Annotated in this window: 12 protein-coding genes; 3 read left to right on the forward strand and 9 right to left on the reverse strand. The window is 61.0% G+C overall.

The features are described 5' to 3' along the window. Nucleotides 1-107 precede the first annotated feature (107 nt). The 7 genes from KGA96_RS29630 to KGA96_RS10115 all read right to left on the reverse strand — a co-directional run bounded on the left by KGA96_RS29630 (nucleotide 108) and on the right by KGA96_RS10115 (nucleotide 6,433). The gene (locus KGA96_RS29630; protein WP_263286949.1) at nucleotides 108-233 is read right to left on the reverse strand and encodes a hypothetical protein; all 126 of its coding nucleotides are present in this window, start codon (nucleotides 231-233) and stop codon (nucleotides 108-110) included. Between the two features lie 217 nt (nucleotides 234-450). Beyond that, nucleotides 451-630, reverse strand: coding sequence for a hypothetical protein (locus KGA96_RS10090; RefSeq protein ID WP_007979950.1), 180 nt, complete (start codon nucleotides 628-630; stop codon nucleotides 451-453). A gap of 156 nt (nucleotides 631-786) precedes the next feature. Continuing rightward, nucleotides 787-1,956: a lactonase family protein gene (locus KGA96_RS10095; protein ID WP_223512684.1), complete on the reverse strand. Its 1,170-nt coding sequence runs from the start codon at nucleotides 1,954-1,956 to the stop codon at nucleotides 787-789. Continuing rightward, nucleotides 1,949-2,245 (reverse strand): DUF5629 family protein, encoded by a 297-nt coding sequence (locus KGA96_RS10100; protein ID WP_223512685.1) that lies wholly within the window; start codon nucleotides 2,243-2,245, stop codon nucleotides 1,949-1,951. The genes KGA96_RS10095 and KGA96_RS10100 overlap by 8 nt, the downstream gene beginning before the upstream one ends. 164 nt (nucleotides 2,246-2,409) lie before the next feature. Further along, entirely contained in the window at nucleotides 2,410-3,990 is a 1,581-nt protein-coding gene (locus KGA96_RS10105) for an aldehyde dehydrogenase (NADP(+)) (protein WP_223512686.1), read from the reverse strand. 10 nt (nucleotides 3,991-4,000) lie between these two features. Beyond that, nucleotides 4,001-4,993 (reverse strand): AraD1 family protein, encoded by a 993-nt coding sequence (araD1, locus tag KGA96_RS10110; protein WP_046037180.1) that lies wholly within the window; start codon nucleotides 4,991-4,993, stop codon nucleotides 4,001-4,003. A 132-nt stretch (nucleotides 4,994-5,125) separates the two neighbouring features. Continuing rightward, on the reverse strand, nucleotides 5,126-6,433 hold the full coding sequence (locus KGA96_RS10115) for an MFS transporter (protein ID WP_046037181.1): 1,308 nt from the start codon (nucleotides 6,431-6,433) through the stop codon (nucleotides 5,126-5,128). 194 nt (nucleotides 6,434-6,627) lie between these two features. Between KGA96_RS10115 and KGA96_RS10120 the strand changes: the two genes are divergently transcribed. From KGA96_RS10120 to KGA96_RS10130, 3 genes are all read left to right on the forward strand, one after another. Beyond that, on the forward strand, nucleotides 6,628-8,364 hold the full coding sequence (locus KGA96_RS10120; RefSeq protein WP_046037182.1) for an IlvD/Edd family dehydratase: 1,737 nt from the start codon (nucleotides 6,628-6,630) through the stop codon (nucleotides 8,362-8,364). Between the two features lie 252 nt (nucleotides 8,365-8,616). Continuing rightward, nucleotides 8,617-9,336 carry a FadR/GntR family transcriptional regulator gene (locus KGA96_RS10125; RefSeq protein WP_046037183.1) on the forward strand — a complete coding sequence of 240 codons (720 nt, stop codon included), beginning with the start codon at nucleotides 8,617-8,619 and terminating at the stop codon, nucleotides 9,334-9,336. A gap of 135 nt (nucleotides 9,337-9,471) precedes the next feature. Then, on the forward strand, nucleotides 9,472-14,361 hold the full coding sequence (locus KGA96_RS10130) for a dermonecrotic toxin domain-containing protein (protein WP_223512687.1): 4,890 nt from the start codon (nucleotides 9,472-9,474) through the stop codon (nucleotides 14,359-14,361). A gap of 90 nt (nucleotides 14,362-14,451) precedes the next feature. On the opposite strand, the gene KGA96_RS10135 is transcribed toward KGA96_RS10130, so the two are convergent. Then, the gene (locus KGA96_RS10135) at nucleotides 14,452-16,836 is read right to left on the reverse strand and encodes an efflux RND transporter permease subunit (protein WP_046037185.1); all 2,385 of its coding nucleotides are present in this window, start codon (nucleotides 16,834-16,836) and stop codon (nucleotides 14,452-14,454) included. A 28-nt stretch (nucleotides 16,837-16,864) separates the two neighbouring features. Continuing rightward, nucleotides 16,865-17,917 (reverse strand): WD40/YVTN/BNR-like repeat-containing protein, encoded by a 1,053-nt coding sequence (locus tag KGA96_RS10140; RefSeq protein ID WP_046037186.1) that lies wholly within the window; start codon nucleotides 17,915-17,917, stop codon nucleotides 16,865-16,867. Between the last annotated feature and the right edge of the window lie 196 nt (nucleotides 17,918-18,113).

An 18,113-nucleotide genomic window follows, 5' to 3' on the forward strand; every position in this document is an offset into this window, starting at 1 on the left:
CCGCAGGCATGTTTCAATGCCCACAGAATCGATCAAAAAAGCCTGGATAACCACTCAGGGTTATCCATAGTGACCATCAGCCTCGTTGATCATTAAGCCAGACTATTTCAGCCTTCAATAAAACTTATCAAGCGCTCGCGCGCAGCCTCCGGCTCACCCGGAACAGGGTCGGCCGCCGACAGAATGGGGGTGGAATAGAGAAACAGTAGAACCAATGCCAGACGCGTCACCATGCTGCCGATCCTTGCCGTGAGGAGGAGTCAAAAAATCAGCGTCAATTTAAACACATGGCAATGTGATATCAAGCGCGACATTGATGGCAAAGTGACGCTGTCGCAAATGCGTTATGCAGGAGCGACATCACTCTGATCGTTTTCAACACCCGTGTTTCAACATAAGGGTCTTCGATCATCAGTGACTTCGCTCCTGCATAAAGGCAGGGCTGAACGTTCAGGCTTGGGTTTTGTGATCCAGCGCGGCGTAGAAGTTGGCGCTCTGTTGCAGGTACTTCTGGGTGTAGCTCTGGGTGTGGGCTTTTTTGTCGCTGATTTCAACGTTGGCACTGGCTGGCAGCGCAACGGTGGCAGAAATGGCGGAAGCGGCAATGACAGAGAAGATGTTGAAGTTCATGGCGGTATTCCTCGGATTCAGTTGGCTTGCTTGCCCGGTGGGGCCGTGAAGCAAACTTAACCCTCGAGGGTTCGTGCCTTGAAATGCTTTGTAGCAGTACCAGATATCAGCGTCATTAATAAAAGCAGGCAGGCCCCATCAACCGGGGCCTGCGGCTTATTGACGCAGCAAAAACCTGAGGTCGCTCGGGGCGTCCATCGGCAGTTTTTGCACGGTCTTGCCCAGCAGACCGGTCCTGGCGTCGCGTTCGACGACGACAATCTGGTTGCTTTTCTGGTTGGCGATCAACAGGAATTTGCCGCTCGGATCGAGGCTGAATTCCCGCGGATGATCGCCCTCCACCGCCCGCCGTTGCAGCTCACTGAGGTGGCCGGTCACCGGATCGATGGCAAACACCAACAGTTGATTGGCCGTGCCACGGTTGCTGACGTAGAGGAACTTGCCGTCAGCCGAGGCATGCAACGCCGCCGCAGCCTTGTCCGGGACCGGTTGCCCAGCCGCCAGATCGACCATCTGCGTCTGTTCGAGTTGGCCGTCGTGGTAATCGAACACCGCCACTTGCGCGCTCATTTCCATGGTCAGCCAGGCATGTTTGCCATCGGCGCTGAACAGCAGGTGGCGCGGCCCGCTGCCCGGCGGCAGTTGCACGAACGCCGGGGTGGCCGGGGTCAACGGCAGTTCTGGATTGGCCTTGGGGTCGAAGCGGTAGGCAAACACCTTGTCGGCGCCCAGGTCATTGACGAACACGTACTTGCCGTCCGGCGATGGGATGGTCGAATGCACGTGGGCCGAGGCCTGGCGCTCGGGATTGACCCGGCTCGCCGGGTGGCTGCTCATCTGTACCACCGGTTTGAGCTTGCCATCGGCCGCCACCGGCAATACCGCGAGGGTGCCGCCCGGGTCTTCGGCCACCGAATAATTGCTGACAAACAAATGGCTGCCATCGGTGCTGAGACTGGAATGGGTCGGCTCGTTGCCCAGGCTTTGCACCTGGCTGAGCAGGTTCAGCGCATGGGTCTTGGGATCGATCGCAAAACTGCTGACGCGCCCTACCGGATCGGCCTGGCCCGGGCCGTTTTCGTTGACCACGAACAGGTGTCGCTGATCCTTCGACAGGGTCAGCCACGACGGGTTTTCGCTCTTGATCACTTGCAGGGGGCTGGCATCGATCTGCCCGGTGCGGCTGTCGAAAGCCAGGCGGTAGATGCCCTGGCTTTGACCGGCGGTGTAGGAGCCCACCAGCAGTTGATAGTCATCGGCGGATGCGACCTGGACGCCCATGGCACCGATGCTGCCGGCCATCAACAGTGGCCAGAGGTTACGCATCGTCCTGGTCGTCATCTTCGTTGTCACCGCTGACGACATCGGCCAGGCACACCAAACGGTGTTCACCCGAGTCACCGGTGATCAACCAGCTTTGCAGCATGGTGTCGAAGGTTGCAGCCTGGATCTGTGCCGGGGTGAACTCCCAGTGTTTGGCCGCACGGCCATCCATGCATTCAACGTGCAGGTTATCAAACTCGTCGAGGGCGAATTCGAAGGCATGCAGCCCGTCGATTTCGACCATTCCGCAGTGTTCGAGGGCATTGAGCAAGGTGTCGGTTGGGGCAGTCATGGCAATCAGTCTTTAAATGAGAAAAACGCAATGATAGCTCATTGTGTCCCGATCCAATGTAGGACCGAGCCTGCTCGCGATAGCGGTATTCCTGTCGATGTAGATGTTGACGGGTAGTCCGCATTCGCGAGCAGGCTCGCTCCCACAGGGATTGTGCTTGTCTGCTACAGCGCCTCGCGGGACGACTGCCCATCCACCAGTCGCTGGATGCGCAGCGGATTGCCGTTCTTCAGCGCATCCGGCAGCAGGCTGTCCGGGTAGTTCTGGAAGCACACCGGGCGCAGGAAACGATCGATGGCCAGTGTGCCCACCGACGTACCGCGCGCATCGGACGTTGCCGGGTAAGGCCCGCCGTGGACCATCGAATCGCAGACTTCCACACCGGTCGGATAGCCATTGAGCAGGATGCGTCCGACCTTCTGTTCCAGCAACGCCGTCAGCCCGACGAACTGCTCGAAGTCTTCCGGCTCGCCAATGACGGTGGCGGTCAGCTGACCGTGCAGGCCGTTCAAGGCTGCCATCAGTTGCACAGGATCCGCCACTTCAACCACCACCGTGGTCGGGCCGAACACTTCCTCTTGCAACACTTCATCGCCATCGAGCAGCAGGCTGACATCGGCCTTGAACAACTGTGGCTGTGCCTGCTTGCCCTGCTGCGGATTGCCGGCCAGATGCTCAATCCCCGGATGCGCGAGGAGCTTTTGCACGCCCTGGCCATAGCTGCTCAGGGTTCCGGCATTGAGCATGGTTTGCGCCGGCTGATCACCCATCATCCCGGCCACTTGCTGCACAAAGGCACTGAATGACGCTGAGCGAATGCCAATCACCAGGCCCGGATTGGTGCAGAACTGGCCGCAGCCCTGAACCACCGATGCCGTGAGGTCCCGGGCGACCGTGTCGGCCCGCGCCTGCAACGCCTGGGGCAACACGATCACCGGGTTGATGCTGGACATCTCGGCGAACACCGGAATCGGTTGCGCACGGGCTGCCGCCATGTCGCACAAGGCACGACCGCCCTTGAGCGAACCGGTGAAGCCCACGGCCTGAATTGCCGGATGCTTGACCAGTGCCTCGCCGACGCCACCACCGTAGATCATGTTGAACACGCCCGCCGGCATCCCGGTTTTCTCGGCGGCACGGATAATTGCATCCGCCACCCATTCAGCCGTGGCCATGTGACCGCTGTGGGCCTTGAACACCACCGGGCACCCGGCGGCCAGCGCCGAGGCGGTATCGCCGCCGGCGGTGGAGAACGCCAGCGGAAAGTTGCTGGCACCGAACACGGCCACAGGTCCCAGGCCGATACGGTATTGACGCAGGTCCGGACGCGGCAGCAGCTGACGCTCCGGCAATGCCCGGTCGATCCGTGCGCCGTAGAAATCACCGCGACGCAGGACTTTGGCAAACAGGCGCATCTGCCCGCTGGTACGTCCACGCTCGCCTTGGATTCGGCCTGCGGGCAACGCCGTTTCGCGACAGACCACAGCGACAAAATCATCACCGAGGGCATCCAGTTCATCGGCAATGGCCTCGAGAAACTGCGCCCGCCGCTCCGCACTCAAGCTGCGGAAGGCCGGATACGCGGCCGCCGCCGCGTTGGCCGCCGCATCGACTTCCTGCGGGGTCGCCTGATAAAAATCGTCGGGCAAGGCCTCGCCCGTCGTCGCATCGACACTCTGCAACTTGACGCTGCCGGCGGCGCTGCGTTGGCCGCCGATGTAGTTGTGTCCAAGAATCCGGGTCATGGGTAACTCCTCAAAGTGTGCCGACGGTGCCGGGTTCGAAAGCCGCTGCGACGGGTGCGATGCCGTTGATCAATGGCGCGCCGAATTCAGCCTGGGTGATCTCGAACACGTCACCCGGTTGCGTGCGAATGCCGTCGGCAAAGGACAGGGTCGCCGTGCCGAAGAAGTGAATGTGCACGTCCCCCGGGCGCAGGAACTGGCTGTACTTGAAATGATGGAATTCGAGGTTGGCGAGGCTGTGGCACATGTTCGCCTCGCCACTGAGAAACTCGTTCTGCCACAGCACTTCGCCGTCGCGCAGGATGCGGCTGGTGCCCGCCAGATGCTGCGGCAGTTCGCCGACCCGCAGCTCCGGACCATAGCTGCAGCTGCGCAGTTTCGAGTGGGCCAGGTACAGGTAGTTCTTGCGCTCCATGACGTGGTCGGAGAACTCGTTGCCCACGGCAAAACCCAGGCGATACGGCTTGCCGTCGTGACCGATCACGTACAGGCCGGCGATCTCCGGCTCTTCACCGGCATCTTCGGCAAACGGCGGCAGGGGAAACGGCTGGCCGGGCCGGACGACGATGCTGCCATCGCCTTTATAGAACCATTCCGGCTGCACACCGGCTTCATCTGCCACCGGTTTACCGCCCTCCACACCCCACTTGAAGATGCGCATGGTGTCGGTCATCGCGGTTTCGTCGCCACTTTGCTGGTGCATCTTGTCCCGGGCCGACGCACTGCCCAGATGGGTCAGGCCCGTGCCGCTGACCAGCATGTGCGCCGGGTCCGCGTGGTCCAGCGGCGGCAGGATGCGTCGCTGCGTAAGCAGTTCGGTATAGTCGTGGCTGATGCCCAGCCCCAGGCTTTGTACCTGTTGCTCAAGGCTTGCGCCCGCCTCGATCGCCGCCAATGCCAGATCGCGAACGGTGCGCGCATCCTGCACTTCACGGACCAGCCCTGCCTCGACCACACCGACACGGCGTTCGCCGTTACTCAATTCGAACTGAACCAAACGCATGAATTTTCTCCTATTCCTTCAAAACACCGCAGATCCCTGTAGGAGTGAGCCTGCTCGCGATAGCGATGTATCAGTCACCGACAACATTGGATGTGCCGACGCTATCGCGAGCAGGCTCACTCCTACATTGGATTAGCGTGCACTTGCTGCAAATTGATCGGCTGGCAGGACGTGTTTGCGTTCCAGCAGGCGATAGACGACGCCAGTCAGAATCAGCCCGAACACCATCACCCCCGACAGGAAGTACAGGCCCGAAGCCAGATTGCCGGTGTATTCCTTGAGTGCACCGATCACGAATGGGCCAAGGTAGCCGCCGAGGTTGCCCACCGAGTTGATCAAGGCGATCCCCGCCGCCGCACTGGCGCCGGCGAAGAAGCGGCCCGGCAAGGTCCAGAACACCGCCGTGCAGGAGAACAATGCGAACGCCACCAGGCACAGCGCCGCCAGTTGCAGCACCGGCACCGACAGCCAGGCGCTGAGGAACAGGCCAATCGCACCCAGCACGTAAAGCACGGCGAGGTGGCCGTAGCGGTCGTTCAAGCGGTCGGAACTGCGCGGAATGATCAGCAGGCCGATGATCCCGAAGATGTACGGCACCGCGGAAACGAAACCGGTCACCAGGTCGCTGCCACCGAACTGCTTGATCAGGGTCGGCAGCCACAAGCCCAGGCCATAGATACTCAGGGTTACCGGCAGGTAGAACAGCGCCAGCAGCAGGACACGCTTGTCCTTGAGGGCGTGCAACGGGTTGCCGTGACGGGTCTGGCCGTAGGCATCCAGATCCTTTTTCAGCTCTCCGCTCAGCCAGTCCTTTTCCGCCTGGTCCATCCACTTCACTTGCTGCGGGCCGTCCGGCAGGTAGCGCAGCACCGGCCATGTCAGCAGGATCGCCGGGCAGCCAATGACGATGAACAGCCACTGCCAGCCGTGCAGGCCCAACACGCCGTCCATGCCCAACAAGCCACCGGACACCGGGCCGGTGATCATCATTGCGATGGGTTGCGACAGGATGAACAACCCGAGGATCTTGCCGCGATGGCGCACCGGGAACCATTGGGTGATGTAGTACAGAACGCCCGGGAAGAACCCGGCTTCGGCGGCGCCGAGCAGAAAGCGCATCACATAGAAGCTGTTCGGCCCCTGGACGAACGCCATGCCGATGGTGATGGCGCCCCAGGTGATCATGATCCGCGCGAACCAGCGGCGTGCGCCGAAGCGGTCGAGCATCAGGTTGCTGGGGATTTCCAGCAGGAAGTAGCCGATGAAGAACAGCCCGGCGCCAAGACCGTAGGCGGCATCGCCCAGGCCGATGTCTGCGCCCATGTGCAATTTGGCGAAGCCCACCGCGGAGCGGTCCACATAGGCGATCAGGTACAGCAGGATCAGGAAGGGAATCAGTTTCAGCGTGATGCGACGGATAAGCCGCAGTTCCTGGCTCATGAGATCGGTCTCCGATTGTTGTTGTTATAGAACCTCGGGGGACGCCTCTCGCGAAAAATTCGCCAGGGCCATTCCTCCGTTTGAGCGGACTATATAGTAATACTATTTACTCAACAACACTTCCAAAGCGCTCAATTTACGCCTATGTTACGCCTCACCTCGAACAATATAGTCATACAATAAGAGAACCGATCATGTCTGATAAGAAACCCACCCTGCGCTCCGCCCAATGGTTTGGCACGGCCGACAAGAACGGCTTCATGTACCGCAGCTGGATGAAGAATCAGGGCATCGCCGACCACCAGTTCCATGGCAAGCCGATCATCGGCATCTGCAACACCTGGTCGGAACTGACCCCGTGCAACGCGCATTTCCGCCAGATTGCCGAGCATGTCAAACGCGGGGTGATCGAGGCCGGCGGTTTTCCGGTGGAGTTTCCGGTGTTCTCCAACGGCGAATCGAACCTGCGCCCTACCGCCATGCTCACCCGCAACCTGGCGAGCATGGACGTCGAAGAAGCCATTCGCGGTAACCCGATTGACGGCGTGGTGCTGCTGACCGGTTGCGACAAAACCACCCCGGCCTTGCTGATGGGCGCCGCCAGTTGCGACGTGCCGGCCATCGTCGTCACCGGCGGGCCGATGCTCAACGGCAAGCACAAGGGCAAGGACATCGGCTCCGGCACGGTGGTCTGGCAGCTCAGCGAACAGGTCAAGGCCGGCACCATCAGCATCGACGATTTCCTCGCGGCCGAGGGCGGCATGTCCCGCTCGGCCGGCACCTGCAACACCATGGGCACCGCCTCGACCATGGCCTGCATGGCCGAAGCACTGGGCACTTCCCTGCCCCACAACGCGGCGATCCCGGCCGTGGATGCACGCCGCTATGTGCTGGCGCACATGTCCGGCATGCGTGCCGTGGAGATGGTGCGTGAAGACTTGAAGCTGTCGAAGATCCTGACCAAGGAAGCCTTCGAAAACGCCATTCGCGTCAATGCCGCTATCGGCGGTTCGACCAACGCCGTGATCCACCTGAAAGCCATCGCCGGGCGCATTGGCGTCGAGTTGGACCTGGATGACTGGACCCGTATCGGTCGCGGCATGCCGACCATCGTCGACCTGCAACCGTCCGGGCGCTTCCTGATGGAAGAGTTCTATTACGCCGGTGGCTTGCCGGCCGTGCTGCGTCGCCTCGGTGAAGCCAACCTGATCCCGAACCCGAATGCCTTGACCGTCAACGGCAAGTCCATCGGCGAGAACACCAGGGACGCGCCGATCTATGGCGAGGACGAAGTGATCCGCACCCTCGACAACCCGATCCGGGCCGACGGCGGCATCTGTGTATTGCGCGGCAACCTGGCACCGCTGGGCGCCGTGCTCAAGCCGTCCGCCGCCACGCCCGAACTGATGCAGCATCGCGGCCGCGCGGTGGTGTTCGAGAACTTCGACATGTACAAGGCGCGGATCAACGACCCGGAACTGGACGTGGATGCCGACTCGATCCTGGTGATGAAGAACTGCGGGCCGAAGGGTTATCCGGGCATGGCCGAAGTGGGCAACATGGGCCTGCCGGCCAAGCTGCTGGCCCAGGGTGTGACCGACATGGTGCGCATTTCCGATGCGCGCATGAGTGGCACCGCGTACGGCACGGTTGTCCTGCACGTCGCCCCGGAAGCCGCTGCCGGCGGACCGCTGGCCGCAGTGAAAGAAGGCGACTGGATCGAACTCGATTGCGCCAGCGGCCGTTTGCACCTGGATATTCCGGACGCCGAACTGGCCGCGCGCATGGCTGACCTGCAACCGCCGCAGAACCTGATCGTCGGTGGGTATCGCCAGCTGTACATCGACCATGTGCTGCAAGCGGACCAGGGTTGCGACTTCGACTTCCTGGTCGGTTGCCGCGGGGCTGAAGTGCCGCGTCACTCCCACTGACACCACCCTCGTGAAGGTGTGAATCAACTACTGTGGCGAGGGAGCTTGCTCCCGCTGGGCTGCGAAGCGGCCCCAAAACCGGAACATGCGCTTTTCCAGAAATACCGCATTCACCGATTTTTCGACTGCTGCGCAGCCGAGCGGGAGCAAGCTCCCTCGCCACAAAATACTCACTGATTTTGAGGCCTGATGCATCCCGCCGCGCCTGCTATCATGCGCGACACCTATTCGCACAGGACCGCGTCGCTCCCCATGGATTACCGCAAACCCTCCGACCGCAAAAGCATGCACTCGCGCATCGTCCAGGAACTGGGCATGCAGATCGTCTCGGGACGTTTCCTGCCGGACGACAAACTGCCCGCCGAAGCGCTGTTGTGCGAAGAATATGCGGTCAGCCGGCCGGTGCTGCGTGAAGCCACCCGGGTCTTGGTCGCCAAGGGCCTGGTGTATTCCCGCCCACGGGTCGGCACCGTGGTCAAGCCGCGCAAGGACTGGCACATGCTCGATCCGGACGTGCTGCACTGGTTGATGCAGAGTAGTCCGCAGAATCAGTTCTTTGACCTGCTGACCAGCGTACGCAGCATCATCGAACCGGCCGCTGCCGCCCTCGCCGCGCAATTCGCCACGGAGGCGGACATTGCCTCCATCGGTGAGGCCTACCAGCGCATGGAAGCCGCGCCGACGCCAGAGGCTCTGTTGCAGCCAGACCTGGACTTCCACAGTCGCATCGCCGATGCCACGCACAACGACCTGCTGGCCAACCTGTGCAACATGCTCTCGGTGGCCATTGCCGAAGCCTTGAAGCATTCCAACCAGCGGCCGAACCTGCATGAACTGGCGCTGCCCCGGCACAAGGCAATCCTGACCGCCATCGAAAACCGCGATGCCCTCGGCGCGCGGCATGCGACGCTGGTGCAACTGGACGATGCCCGCAGCGCACTGAATGTCGTACTCGGCTCCGAGCTTCCCTGAGAGATATTTCGGCCGGTCACCAGGCAACACACTATTCGAGTACTCCGGTGGTAGCCGGATACCGCACTCGCCCGCGACAAACTCGCCATTCTGGCAGCGAAACGACACTTCTTTCGCTACAGAACGGTATCCGAAATGCAGAATCAATCCACCGTCCCGCCGGACGAGACTCAGGAACAACCCACACGCCCCGCTACCAGCGACGCTCCCACTCAAGCAGTCGCCCGTCGATTCGCCAGCCGACCGACGTTGCGCCAGGTCGCCGGACAAATGCTTCACGCCAGTATCCTGGAGCACTACCCGCCTCTGGCCCTGGATCTGGATGTCACCCGGCTCGCCATTCCCAACCGGACGGGAGGATGGGACCTCAAGCTATTGATCGACGTGGCCCTGGACTACCTGGGCAACAACACATCGCTGAATCTCACGGCAGAAATTGACGGACGCGTACACTTCCTCACCAACCGCGCGCCTTCGCGTCTGACCTACGAAGCGCAAGGGCCAAAGCGTCCCGACATGGGCGTTATCCAGGAAAAAATCCAGTCATTGGCGTTGACCCTGGGCACCCGGTTTCAGGATGCCTTGACGGCCTACTGGAACCAGGCGCCCGACACCAGGGTCAGCCATTGGCAATGGCTGGGTGACCTGCTGGCAAGCGGTCTGAACAGTGCGGCGAGCCTTCTTCCCGCCGCTCAACAAGATGACAGGGCCGCACTTTACGAACTGGCTCGATATCCCGACCGTCGTGAGCGCCTGGCCATCCCCCACCCTGACGGTTTTGTGCATGCCTATTGCCTGGAAACCTGTTTGATACGCAACGGCGAAAGCACGTCCTTCACCTCGCCGGACCTGCTCGTGGTGCAAGAAAGCAGGGTCTTTTTGTACCGTGTTTCAGGTCGTCTGGAGTCGTACCCGAGCATGGAGGCGTTCAATCAGGCATGGGGCCGTGAGGTGGAGCGCCAGTTCATCGCCGACAAAGTCGTCATCAAGCGTTCCGAGCCCGATGGCAATATCTTCGATACACAGGCCGCGCTGCTGCTGGAGCGCCAGTTGGAGAACCTGGACGCCATCCGGCTTCCCGCCGACCAGGGGGTTCGCGCACTGGAAGAACGCTTCGCGGCCAGTACCGACCCGACCCCTTACTTCAGCCATGCTCCGGCACCTGGCCAGCAATCTGTCGAAAAAATACGCGCGACCCTGCCCCAACGGCTCAAGGACGCCAGCGACAGCGAGCGTACCGAATATCGTCAATTGCTGGTCGAGCAGGCGCAGTTGCAACGACAGACAGGCGGCAAGTCCTTCCTCGACGGCATCGAAAACCTGCATGATTTCACCAACAACGCCTTGCGTGACCAGATGCGACTGGACCATCCAGATTCCGATTGCGAACCTGGCGATCTGCTGCTCGATTTTCATGTGGCGGCCGGTGATCTGGGCAGCGGTTTCATCACCCGCGTCCCCATGACGCTGACTGAACTGGCCATCCACAACCTCAGCGCCACGCCCTCGGGCAGCATGACCATCACGGACAAGACCGGCAAAGCCGTCCCGTCCTGGCTGAGCGCCGACTACATCCTGGGTGAAAAAGGTCTGTTCAGCAGCACCGAAGGGCTGATCAGCCGGGTGAACATCGGCGAACGTTACCCGCATACCCTCAAAACCCTGCTGCTCGAAGACAACAGCGAATCGCAACGTCGCGAAATCCGGTTTGGCCAGGCGCTCAAAGCACACCTGCCGCTTCAGGCGCTGGAACACACGATCCGCGGCGAGCACGGACTGAGCTTCGAGGGATACCGATATGTAAAGGCCGTCTTGCACCCCCATGCACCCGAGCGCGTCGTCGATGGTCAGGACATCGTCGTCCGCGCGCTTGCCTTTACCCGCAAGGCCGGCGCGACCGCCGATGTCGTCGACAACATGTTCATCATTGAGCCGCGCGACACCGACATCGGCCCGCACATCCTGTATCGGCCCGTGTACCAGGACGCCTTGCAGCAATTCTCCAGCCGTGAAGCATTGCTCAACGCCGTTGCACAAGTCGGCCCCCTGCAAGACAGTGTACTGAGTTGGCTGCCGGACAGGGCCCGGCCGATCTACAGCAATGACGGATTCAACAGCCCCCACATCCTTCGTTTCGGCCCGGGAGACGAAACCGTCCGTTGGGAAAAACCGGAGCCCGCACAGTTGGCTCAGGGCTCCAGCACCGATGAAGAACCTGGTTCGCTGGTACAGGCGCAGGCCACCGGGAATCTGATGCAGTACCTCTACGCCAGCAACGCACGGGCGCTCATTGACCTGGCTGACAGAGAGTCGGTTTCCAACGCTGAAAACCGCTGGGCCATCGTGCGCGAGGGCGGCTGGTTGCTGTTCAACGCCTTGCTCCTGCCAGTGCTTCGTGGCCCGGCGATGCTGGCCGGCTGGATGCTGCAGCTGGCCGTCGCCCTGAAAAGCGATGTGACGGCGCTGCACAGCAATGACCCGACCGCCAGGGAACTGGCCTGGGTCGATCTGCTGCTCAATGTCGGATTGATCCTGTTGCATGTATCGTCCCGACCCCATCCGCCCGGGCTTTCGACACCAGCACCCCGGCCGGCAGAGCAGCCAGCGCGCCTCGCCCGCCTGCGTCGTCCCCCCCAGGATGTCGCTCCTGCGACCGCCGTCATCGAGCAAGGTGTGGTCGGCTTGCCCGCAGAACCGCCGGCCTCTGACCACACCCGGATCGATTTCATTCACTCCACCGCCAGGGATTCCTCAAGCCAGCGCCTGTTGAATGCATTGCTCGAGCTCAAGGTCGCCTGGCCCGTCCAGGTGCCCGCCCCCGTTGAAATCGGCATGTTCAAGGGGCTGTACCGTATCGACCATCAATGGCATGCCTCGCTGGGCGGATTGTTGTTCAAGGTCAGTATCGTTCCAGGGTTCGGCGACGTTTACATCATTCACCCCGAAAAGCCGCTCCATCCCGGCTTCAAGCTCAAGACCGACGGACAAGGCAGATGGTCGCTGGACACGGGCCTGAAGCTGCAGGGCGGTGGTCCCAAGAATCGACTCAAAGCCAAACTGGCGGAATTAGACAAGAAACGTGAGCAAGCCACCGTCGAGGTCAACCGAATCGGTGGCACCGTATCGACGCTGGCAAGACAGGCAAAGGAAATGGACCGGCAACTGGAAGCCGCAAGAATCGCGTACGACAGCGCCGACAACGAACTGCAAACCGCCCGCATACGGCTTCGCGCATCGCCCGAGGATCAGGCCCTCCAGGGCGACCATCGGCTCAAGGCCATTGATCGATCCCGCAGCCGACTGGATTTCCAGGTATTGCAGGAAAGAGATCAGGTCATTGTCGATCAGTTGATCCAGGCCCGTCGCGATTTGATCCAGGCCTATCGACAACTCAAGGACGTTGACGTGCGCTTCGAATACGAGGCAAAAGCGATCGGCGAGTACACCGCGATCCTGTCCTCCTACGGACTGAGGATCTATCGGCTGGCGACCCTCTACCTGGCCAGCTTCGTTTCCGAGCAAGGCGAGTCGCTGATCGAGTTGCAACACAACAGCAATGACATCGAAACCGCCCAGCGCATGTACGACCTTCTGGAAAACCTTTTTGCCGCCTCCGAGCGACATACCCAGGCAATCATCACGCAGGATGGGGTTCTGACAGAGCTTGCGCAGGACTTCAAGACCGGGCCGGCACAACGCCTGAAATACCTCAAAAGCCATCCTGACCGAAGGTTTTCCAACCGAGTCACCGCCTTCCTCGAGTCGCTCGACGTACTCAATATCTTGAGCATCGACACCACCGTCGAGGCGAAAACCCCGCAGGAGCAGTACTTTCTCAAGGTTCATGAAGACCGTCTGGGCGCCATGTCAGCGCTCGAAGACTCCCATCTGGAGCTGCTGAGCACGGATGGTTTTACCTCCCAGGAGCGCAAGGACGTCCTGATCAACCTGATCAGGCACTACAAAAGACGCCTGCAGATCAACACTTCACTGCTGGAGCTTGAGTCGCCGTTGATCCGACCCCGCTATATGGCGCTGCTGATGGAGCGTCTGGAGATCGTAAGGGACAATGCCGAGAGCGAACTGGCCGATCTGCTGCGCGAGGACGAATTTCTGCCGGTATTGCCCGCCCCCCTCAAACCCGTCAAAGCACCGTCGAAGACCAAACGGGTGTTCAAGTCACGGGATAACGGCGCCCTGGTGGGAGAGCTGGAACCGGCGAGCACTGGCATGCCGTTTCCGACAATCGTCACCCGAAACCCGGTCACCCTCCAGGTCAGTGGACGGTTCATGGAGCACCCCAATGAGGGGTGGGTCGAAATTGTCGAAGCCGCGCCGGTGCGGCCCGTGCACGCCGCGCAACCGCGTACTGTTGCCGCGCTACGCACGGAGGGGCAGCGACTGATCGACGAAATCCCCGCCATTGAGCGTTCAATCGAATTTCAGAAAAGAAAGCTCAGTGATCCGCAACGGCGGGATGAACTCAACCCCCGCGACTGGAGCGATATGCTGGAACACCAGGCCGAACGGATCGAAACGCTGGCCAGCGAACTGGAGCACGCCCAGCCAGGCAATCCGCAAATCAGCAACGAGCTTGAATCATTGCGCAACACCGCCAGCGAAACCCGGCTCAAAGGCCAGCAACATTGCATCGAGGGATACAAGGCCCAACGACCCCGACAGGAAAGCATCGAGTACCTTCGCGATCGCCAGGCGGTGGACATCGGGCTGGTACAGGCACTCAAGCGGACGGCCGCCAAAGACTATTTGACGGAATTCGCCATTCGGGAGAAAAACTCGGAGACGGTGCTGTGGTACGCGCATTTCCACTACGCCCAGGCGAACAGCGCGCCCTCGACCTACACCATCGCCCACCTCAAACGCCCCGAACATCGCTTCATGACCCTCAAGGATCTGATTGCCCAAGCCGGGCCGGACAACAAGGTGATCATCCGCGACCTCTACAGCCCCATTACCCCACCACGGGATCAAAGGCTGTTCCTGGACCTGCTGCCTGTTCGTTAGTCGAGTCGACAGCTGCGAATTACGCCGCCAGAAACGTCGAAAGCCGCGCCTTTTCAGGTCGCGGCTTTCGGTGTCAGAGCAACGAAACGGTCAGTGGGCGAACAACGAGTTGCCCTTCTGCCCCGCCAGTTTCTCCGGTTTGATCAGGAACCGCGCCAGTGCCGGCAACAGCCACAGCGCACCGAACATGTTCCACAGCAGCATGAAGGTCAGCATCAGGCCCATGTCGGCCTGGAACTTGATGGCCGAGAAGATCCAGGTGCACACGCCGATGGCCAGGCACAGTCCGGTGAACAACACCGCCTTGCCGGTGGACTTCAGCGTCTGGTAGTACGCCTCTTGCAGCGGCAGCCCGGCACGCAGGAAGCTTTCCAAGCGGCTGTAGATGTAGATGCCGTAGTCCACGCCGATACCCACCCCGAGCGCAACGACCGGCAGGGTCGCGACCTTCACGCCGATGCCCATGAAGGCCATCAGGGCATTGCCGAGTACCGAGGTCAGCACCAGCGGCAGCACGATGCACAAGGTCGCCGCCCACGAACGGAAGGTGATCAAGCACATGACCGCCACACAGATGTACACCAGGATCAGGATGGTCAGTTCGGACTTCTTGATCACCTCGTTGGTGGCTGCCTCGATCCCGGCGTTACCGGCAGCGAGGATGAACTCCAGGCCTTCCTTGTTGTTTTCCTTGGCGAATTCCTGCACCGCATGCACCGCGCGATCCAGGGTCTCGGCCTTGTGATCGTTGAGGAACACCAGCACCGGCGCCAGGGAGCAGCTGTTGTTGTACAGGCCGTCAGCGCGGGCAATAGAGTTGTTCAGCACGTCAGGGTTACGCGACAGGGTTTCCCATTTCAGGTTGCCCTCGTTCATGCCCTTGATCATTTGCTTGGACACGGTCACCAGGGAAATCGCCGACTGCACGCCCTCGGTGTTCTGCATCTTCCACATCAGCTCGTCGATCGGCGCCATGGCTTCGTAGCGCGAGCAGCCTTCGGACTTGGTCTTGACCATCACCACCAATACGTCGGAGCTGGTGGAGTAGTTGTTGATGATGAAGTTGTTGTCCTTGTTGTAGCGCGAGTCCGGACGCAGCTCCGGGGCACCCTGGTCGAGGTCGCCGATTTTCAGGTTCTGGCTGTACCACAGGCCGCCGCCAAAGGCGATCAGCGCCAGCAGAACGGAAACCGGGGCCACTTTCGCACTGGCGAAGTTCGACAGCAGGCGCCAGAACGGGTGTTCGCGCACCGCATCTTTCTTGCTGCGGTCGACGGCACGCTTGCTGATGCCGACATAGGAAATCGCCACCGGCAGCAGGATCAGGTTGGTGAACACGATCACCGCCACGCCGATGGACGCGCCGATGGCCAGCTCACGGATCACACCGATATCGATGATCAGCAGCGTGATGAAACCCACCGCATCCGCGAGGATCGCGATCATCCCCGGCAGGAACAATTGACGGAAGGTGCGACGCGCTGCCGTCAGGGCGTTGTCCGCCTCGCTCGATTGCAGGGCGATCCCGTTGATCTTTTGCACGCCGTGGGAAATACCGATGGCGAAGATCAGGAACGGCACCAGCATCGAATAGGGGTCGAGCCCGAAGCCGAAGAAGTGCATCAGGCCCAGTTGCCAGACCACCGCCACCAGCGTCGTGCTCAACACGGCGACGGTACTGCGCAGGCAGTTGGTGAACCACAGCAGGAGGATCAGGGTGATGACGAAGGCGATGCCGAAGAACATCACCACCATCACCAGGCCATCGATCAGGTCACCGACTTTCTTGGCGAAACCGACGATGTGGATCTTCACGTTCGGGTTCTGCGCTTCGAACTTGGTGCGGATCTTGTCCTCAAGCTCGTGGGAGAACTGGCGATAGTCCAGCGCCAGCAGCTTGCCCTGGTCCTGCGGGTCCGGGTAGGACTCCAGCAACGGAATGTCGACGATGCTCGACTTGAAGTCGTTGGACACCAACCGCCCGACCTGACCGGACTTGAGTACGTTGTTGCGCAGCAAGTCGAGGCTGGCCTGGGAGCCGTTGTAGCTCTGCGGAATCACTTCGCCGCCGGCGAAGCCCTCTTCGGTCACTTCGGTCCAGCGAACGCTCGGGCTCCACAGCGACTTGAGGCCGGAACGGTCGACACCGGAGATGTAGAACACCTCGTCGTTGATCTGACGCAGGGTCTCCATGTACTCCTTGGAGAAGATGTCGCCATCGGTGGCTTCCACCGAGATCCGCACGGTGTTGCCCAGGTTCGCTAGATCGTTGCGGTGCTCCATCATCTTCTGGATGAAGGGGTGCTCCAGCGGGATCATTTTTTCGAAGCTGGTGGACGGACGGATCAGCGTCGCCTGCCAGAACAGGAAAATACTGACCAGCAGACAGATCGTGATCACTGCCGGGCGGTTGTTGAAGATCAGGCGCTCGAGGAACGTCGCCTTGTCCTGGTGATGAGTACTCAAGGAAGTCATAGCTCCGCCTTCTTATTATTAACCCGGCTCATTTGCCCGACTCGGTGCCGTTCGGCGAAGTGACGCGAACGCCGCCCTGCCCGGCCAGAACCAGATTGCCATTGCCTGCCGCCGTCACTGCCGAGACCGAAATACGGTCCGGACGGTTGACCACCTTGAAGGTTTCGCCATTGTCGCTGCTGCGAATCACCGAGCCGCCGTTGCCGACGATCACGATGGAACCGTCATCGAGCAGCGTGCCGCCGGACAGCCCGAACTCCAGGTCGCCACGTTCAGCCTTGAGCTCGACCTGGTCCCAGGTGGTGCCGAAATCCGTGGAACGGTAAAGGTTGCCGCGCAGTCCGTAGGCCAGCAGCGTATTGGGCTGCGCCGTGCCGATCACGCCGAACAGCGAGCCTTCGTACGGACCTTCGAGCTTCTCCCAGGTCTGGCCCCAGTCCGCGGAGCGGAACATGCTGCCCTGCTCGCCGACGATGAACAGCCCGGCGTCCTTGACCGCGGCAATCGCGTTCAGGTGGTACTGGTCTTCGTTGTCCAGGCGGTCGCTGGCGTCTTCCCAATGCTTGCCACCGTCGGTGGTTTCCATCAGCGAGCCGTAAGCGCCCACGGCAAAGCCGCTGTCGACGTCCTTGAACCAGACATCGAGCAGCGGCGATTCGCGTTTCAGATCTTCGAATTGCTTGGTCCAGGTCGCGCCGCCGTCCTCGCTGGCGAGGATCTGCGCGTCATGGCCGACGGCCCAGCCATGCTTGTCGTCGACGAAAAACACCGACGTCAGCAGGGCCCGGGTCGGGACCTTGGCCTGGGCCCAGGTAGCGCCCTGGTCATCGGAGTACAGGATGTGCCCACGATCCCCGACCGCCACCAGGCGCTTGCCGGCGTGGACGACATCGAGCATCAGGCTTTTGGCAGCCTTGGCAGATTCAATGGAATAAACAACGTCGGATGCTGGCGCCGACGCGGCCAGCGCAGGCGCCGACAGCATGGCAGAGCCCAACAGCGAGAGCGCTGTGGCCAGCAACGCGAATTTGCGTAGTGCCGGCGGGCGGCAGATACCCACACCCATGACAGGCTCACTCATAAACCTTCCCCCATTATTATTGTTAGGTCGTTCAACCTTTCTGGGCGCCGCAAGGGTGCGTGTCTGGACCGGCTGTTTCAGAGCATAGTCCTGAAACCCGCAATCCAGAGCCCCTTCGGAAGCTGGCCTATCCTATCGGTGTTTTTTAATGTCTGACAATCGACGCCACGTTATGTTTTGTTAACCGGGGGGGATG

It is taken from the genome of Pseudomonas sp. GL-R-26 (assembly GCF_019947365.1).
Classification (GTDB): Bacteria; Pseudomonadota; Gammaproteobacteria; order Pseudomonadales; family Pseudomonadaceae; genus Aquipseudomonas.

What these genes read in the sequence shown, in the direction of transcription:
- KGA96_RS10100 (WP_223512685.1), bottom strand. Translation starts at nt 2,245, where the DNA reads ATGACTGCCCCAACCGACACCTTGCTCAATGCCCTCGAACACTGCGGA.
- KGA96_RS10105 (WP_223512686.1), bottom strand. Translation starts at nt 3,990, where the DNA reads ATGACCCGGATTCTTGGACACAACTACATCGGCGGCCAACGCAGCGCC.
- KGA96_RS10135 (WP_046037185.1), bottom strand. Translation starts at nt 16,836, where the DNA reads ATGACTTCCTTGAGTACTCATCACCAGGACAAGGCGACGTTCCTCGAG.
- KGA96_RS10130 (WP_223512687.1), top strand. Translation starts at nt 9,472, where the DNA reads ATGCAGAATCAATCCACCGTCCCGCCGGACGAGACTCAGGAACAACCC.
- KGA96_RS10095 (WP_223512684.1), bottom strand. Translation starts at nt 1,956, where the DNA reads ATGCGTAACCTCTGGCCACTGTTGATGGCCGGCAGCATCGGTGCCATG.
- KGA96_RS10090 (WP_007979950.1), bottom strand. Translation starts at nt 630, where the DNA reads ATGAACTTCAACATCTTCTCTGTCATTGCCGCTTCCGCCATTTCTGCC.
- KGA96_RS10125 (WP_046037183.1), top strand. Translation starts at nt 8,617, where the DNA reads ATGGATTACCGCAAACCCTCCGACCGCAAAAGCATGCACTCGCGCATC.
- KGA96_RS10140 (WP_046037186.1), bottom strand. Translation starts at nt 17,917, where the DNA reads ATGAGTGAGCCTGTCATGGGTGTGGGTATCTGCCGCCCGCCGGCACTA.
- KGA96_RS29630 (WP_263286949.1), bottom strand. Translation starts at nt 233, where the DNA reads ATGGTGACGCGTCTGGCATTGGTTCTACTGTTTCTCTATTCCACCCCC.
- KGA96_RS10120 (WP_046037182.1), top strand. Translation starts at nt 6,628, where the DNA reads ATGTCTGATAAGAAACCCACCCTGCGCTCCGCCCAATGGTTTGGCACG.
- KGA96_RS10115 (WP_046037181.1), bottom strand. Translation starts at nt 6,433, where the DNA reads ATGAGCCAGGAACTGCGGCTTATCCGTCGCATCACGCTGAAACTGATT.
- araD1 (WP_046037180.1), bottom strand. Translation starts at nt 4,993, where the DNA reads ATGCGTTTGGTTCAGTTCGAATTGAGTAACGGCGAACGCCGTGTCGGT.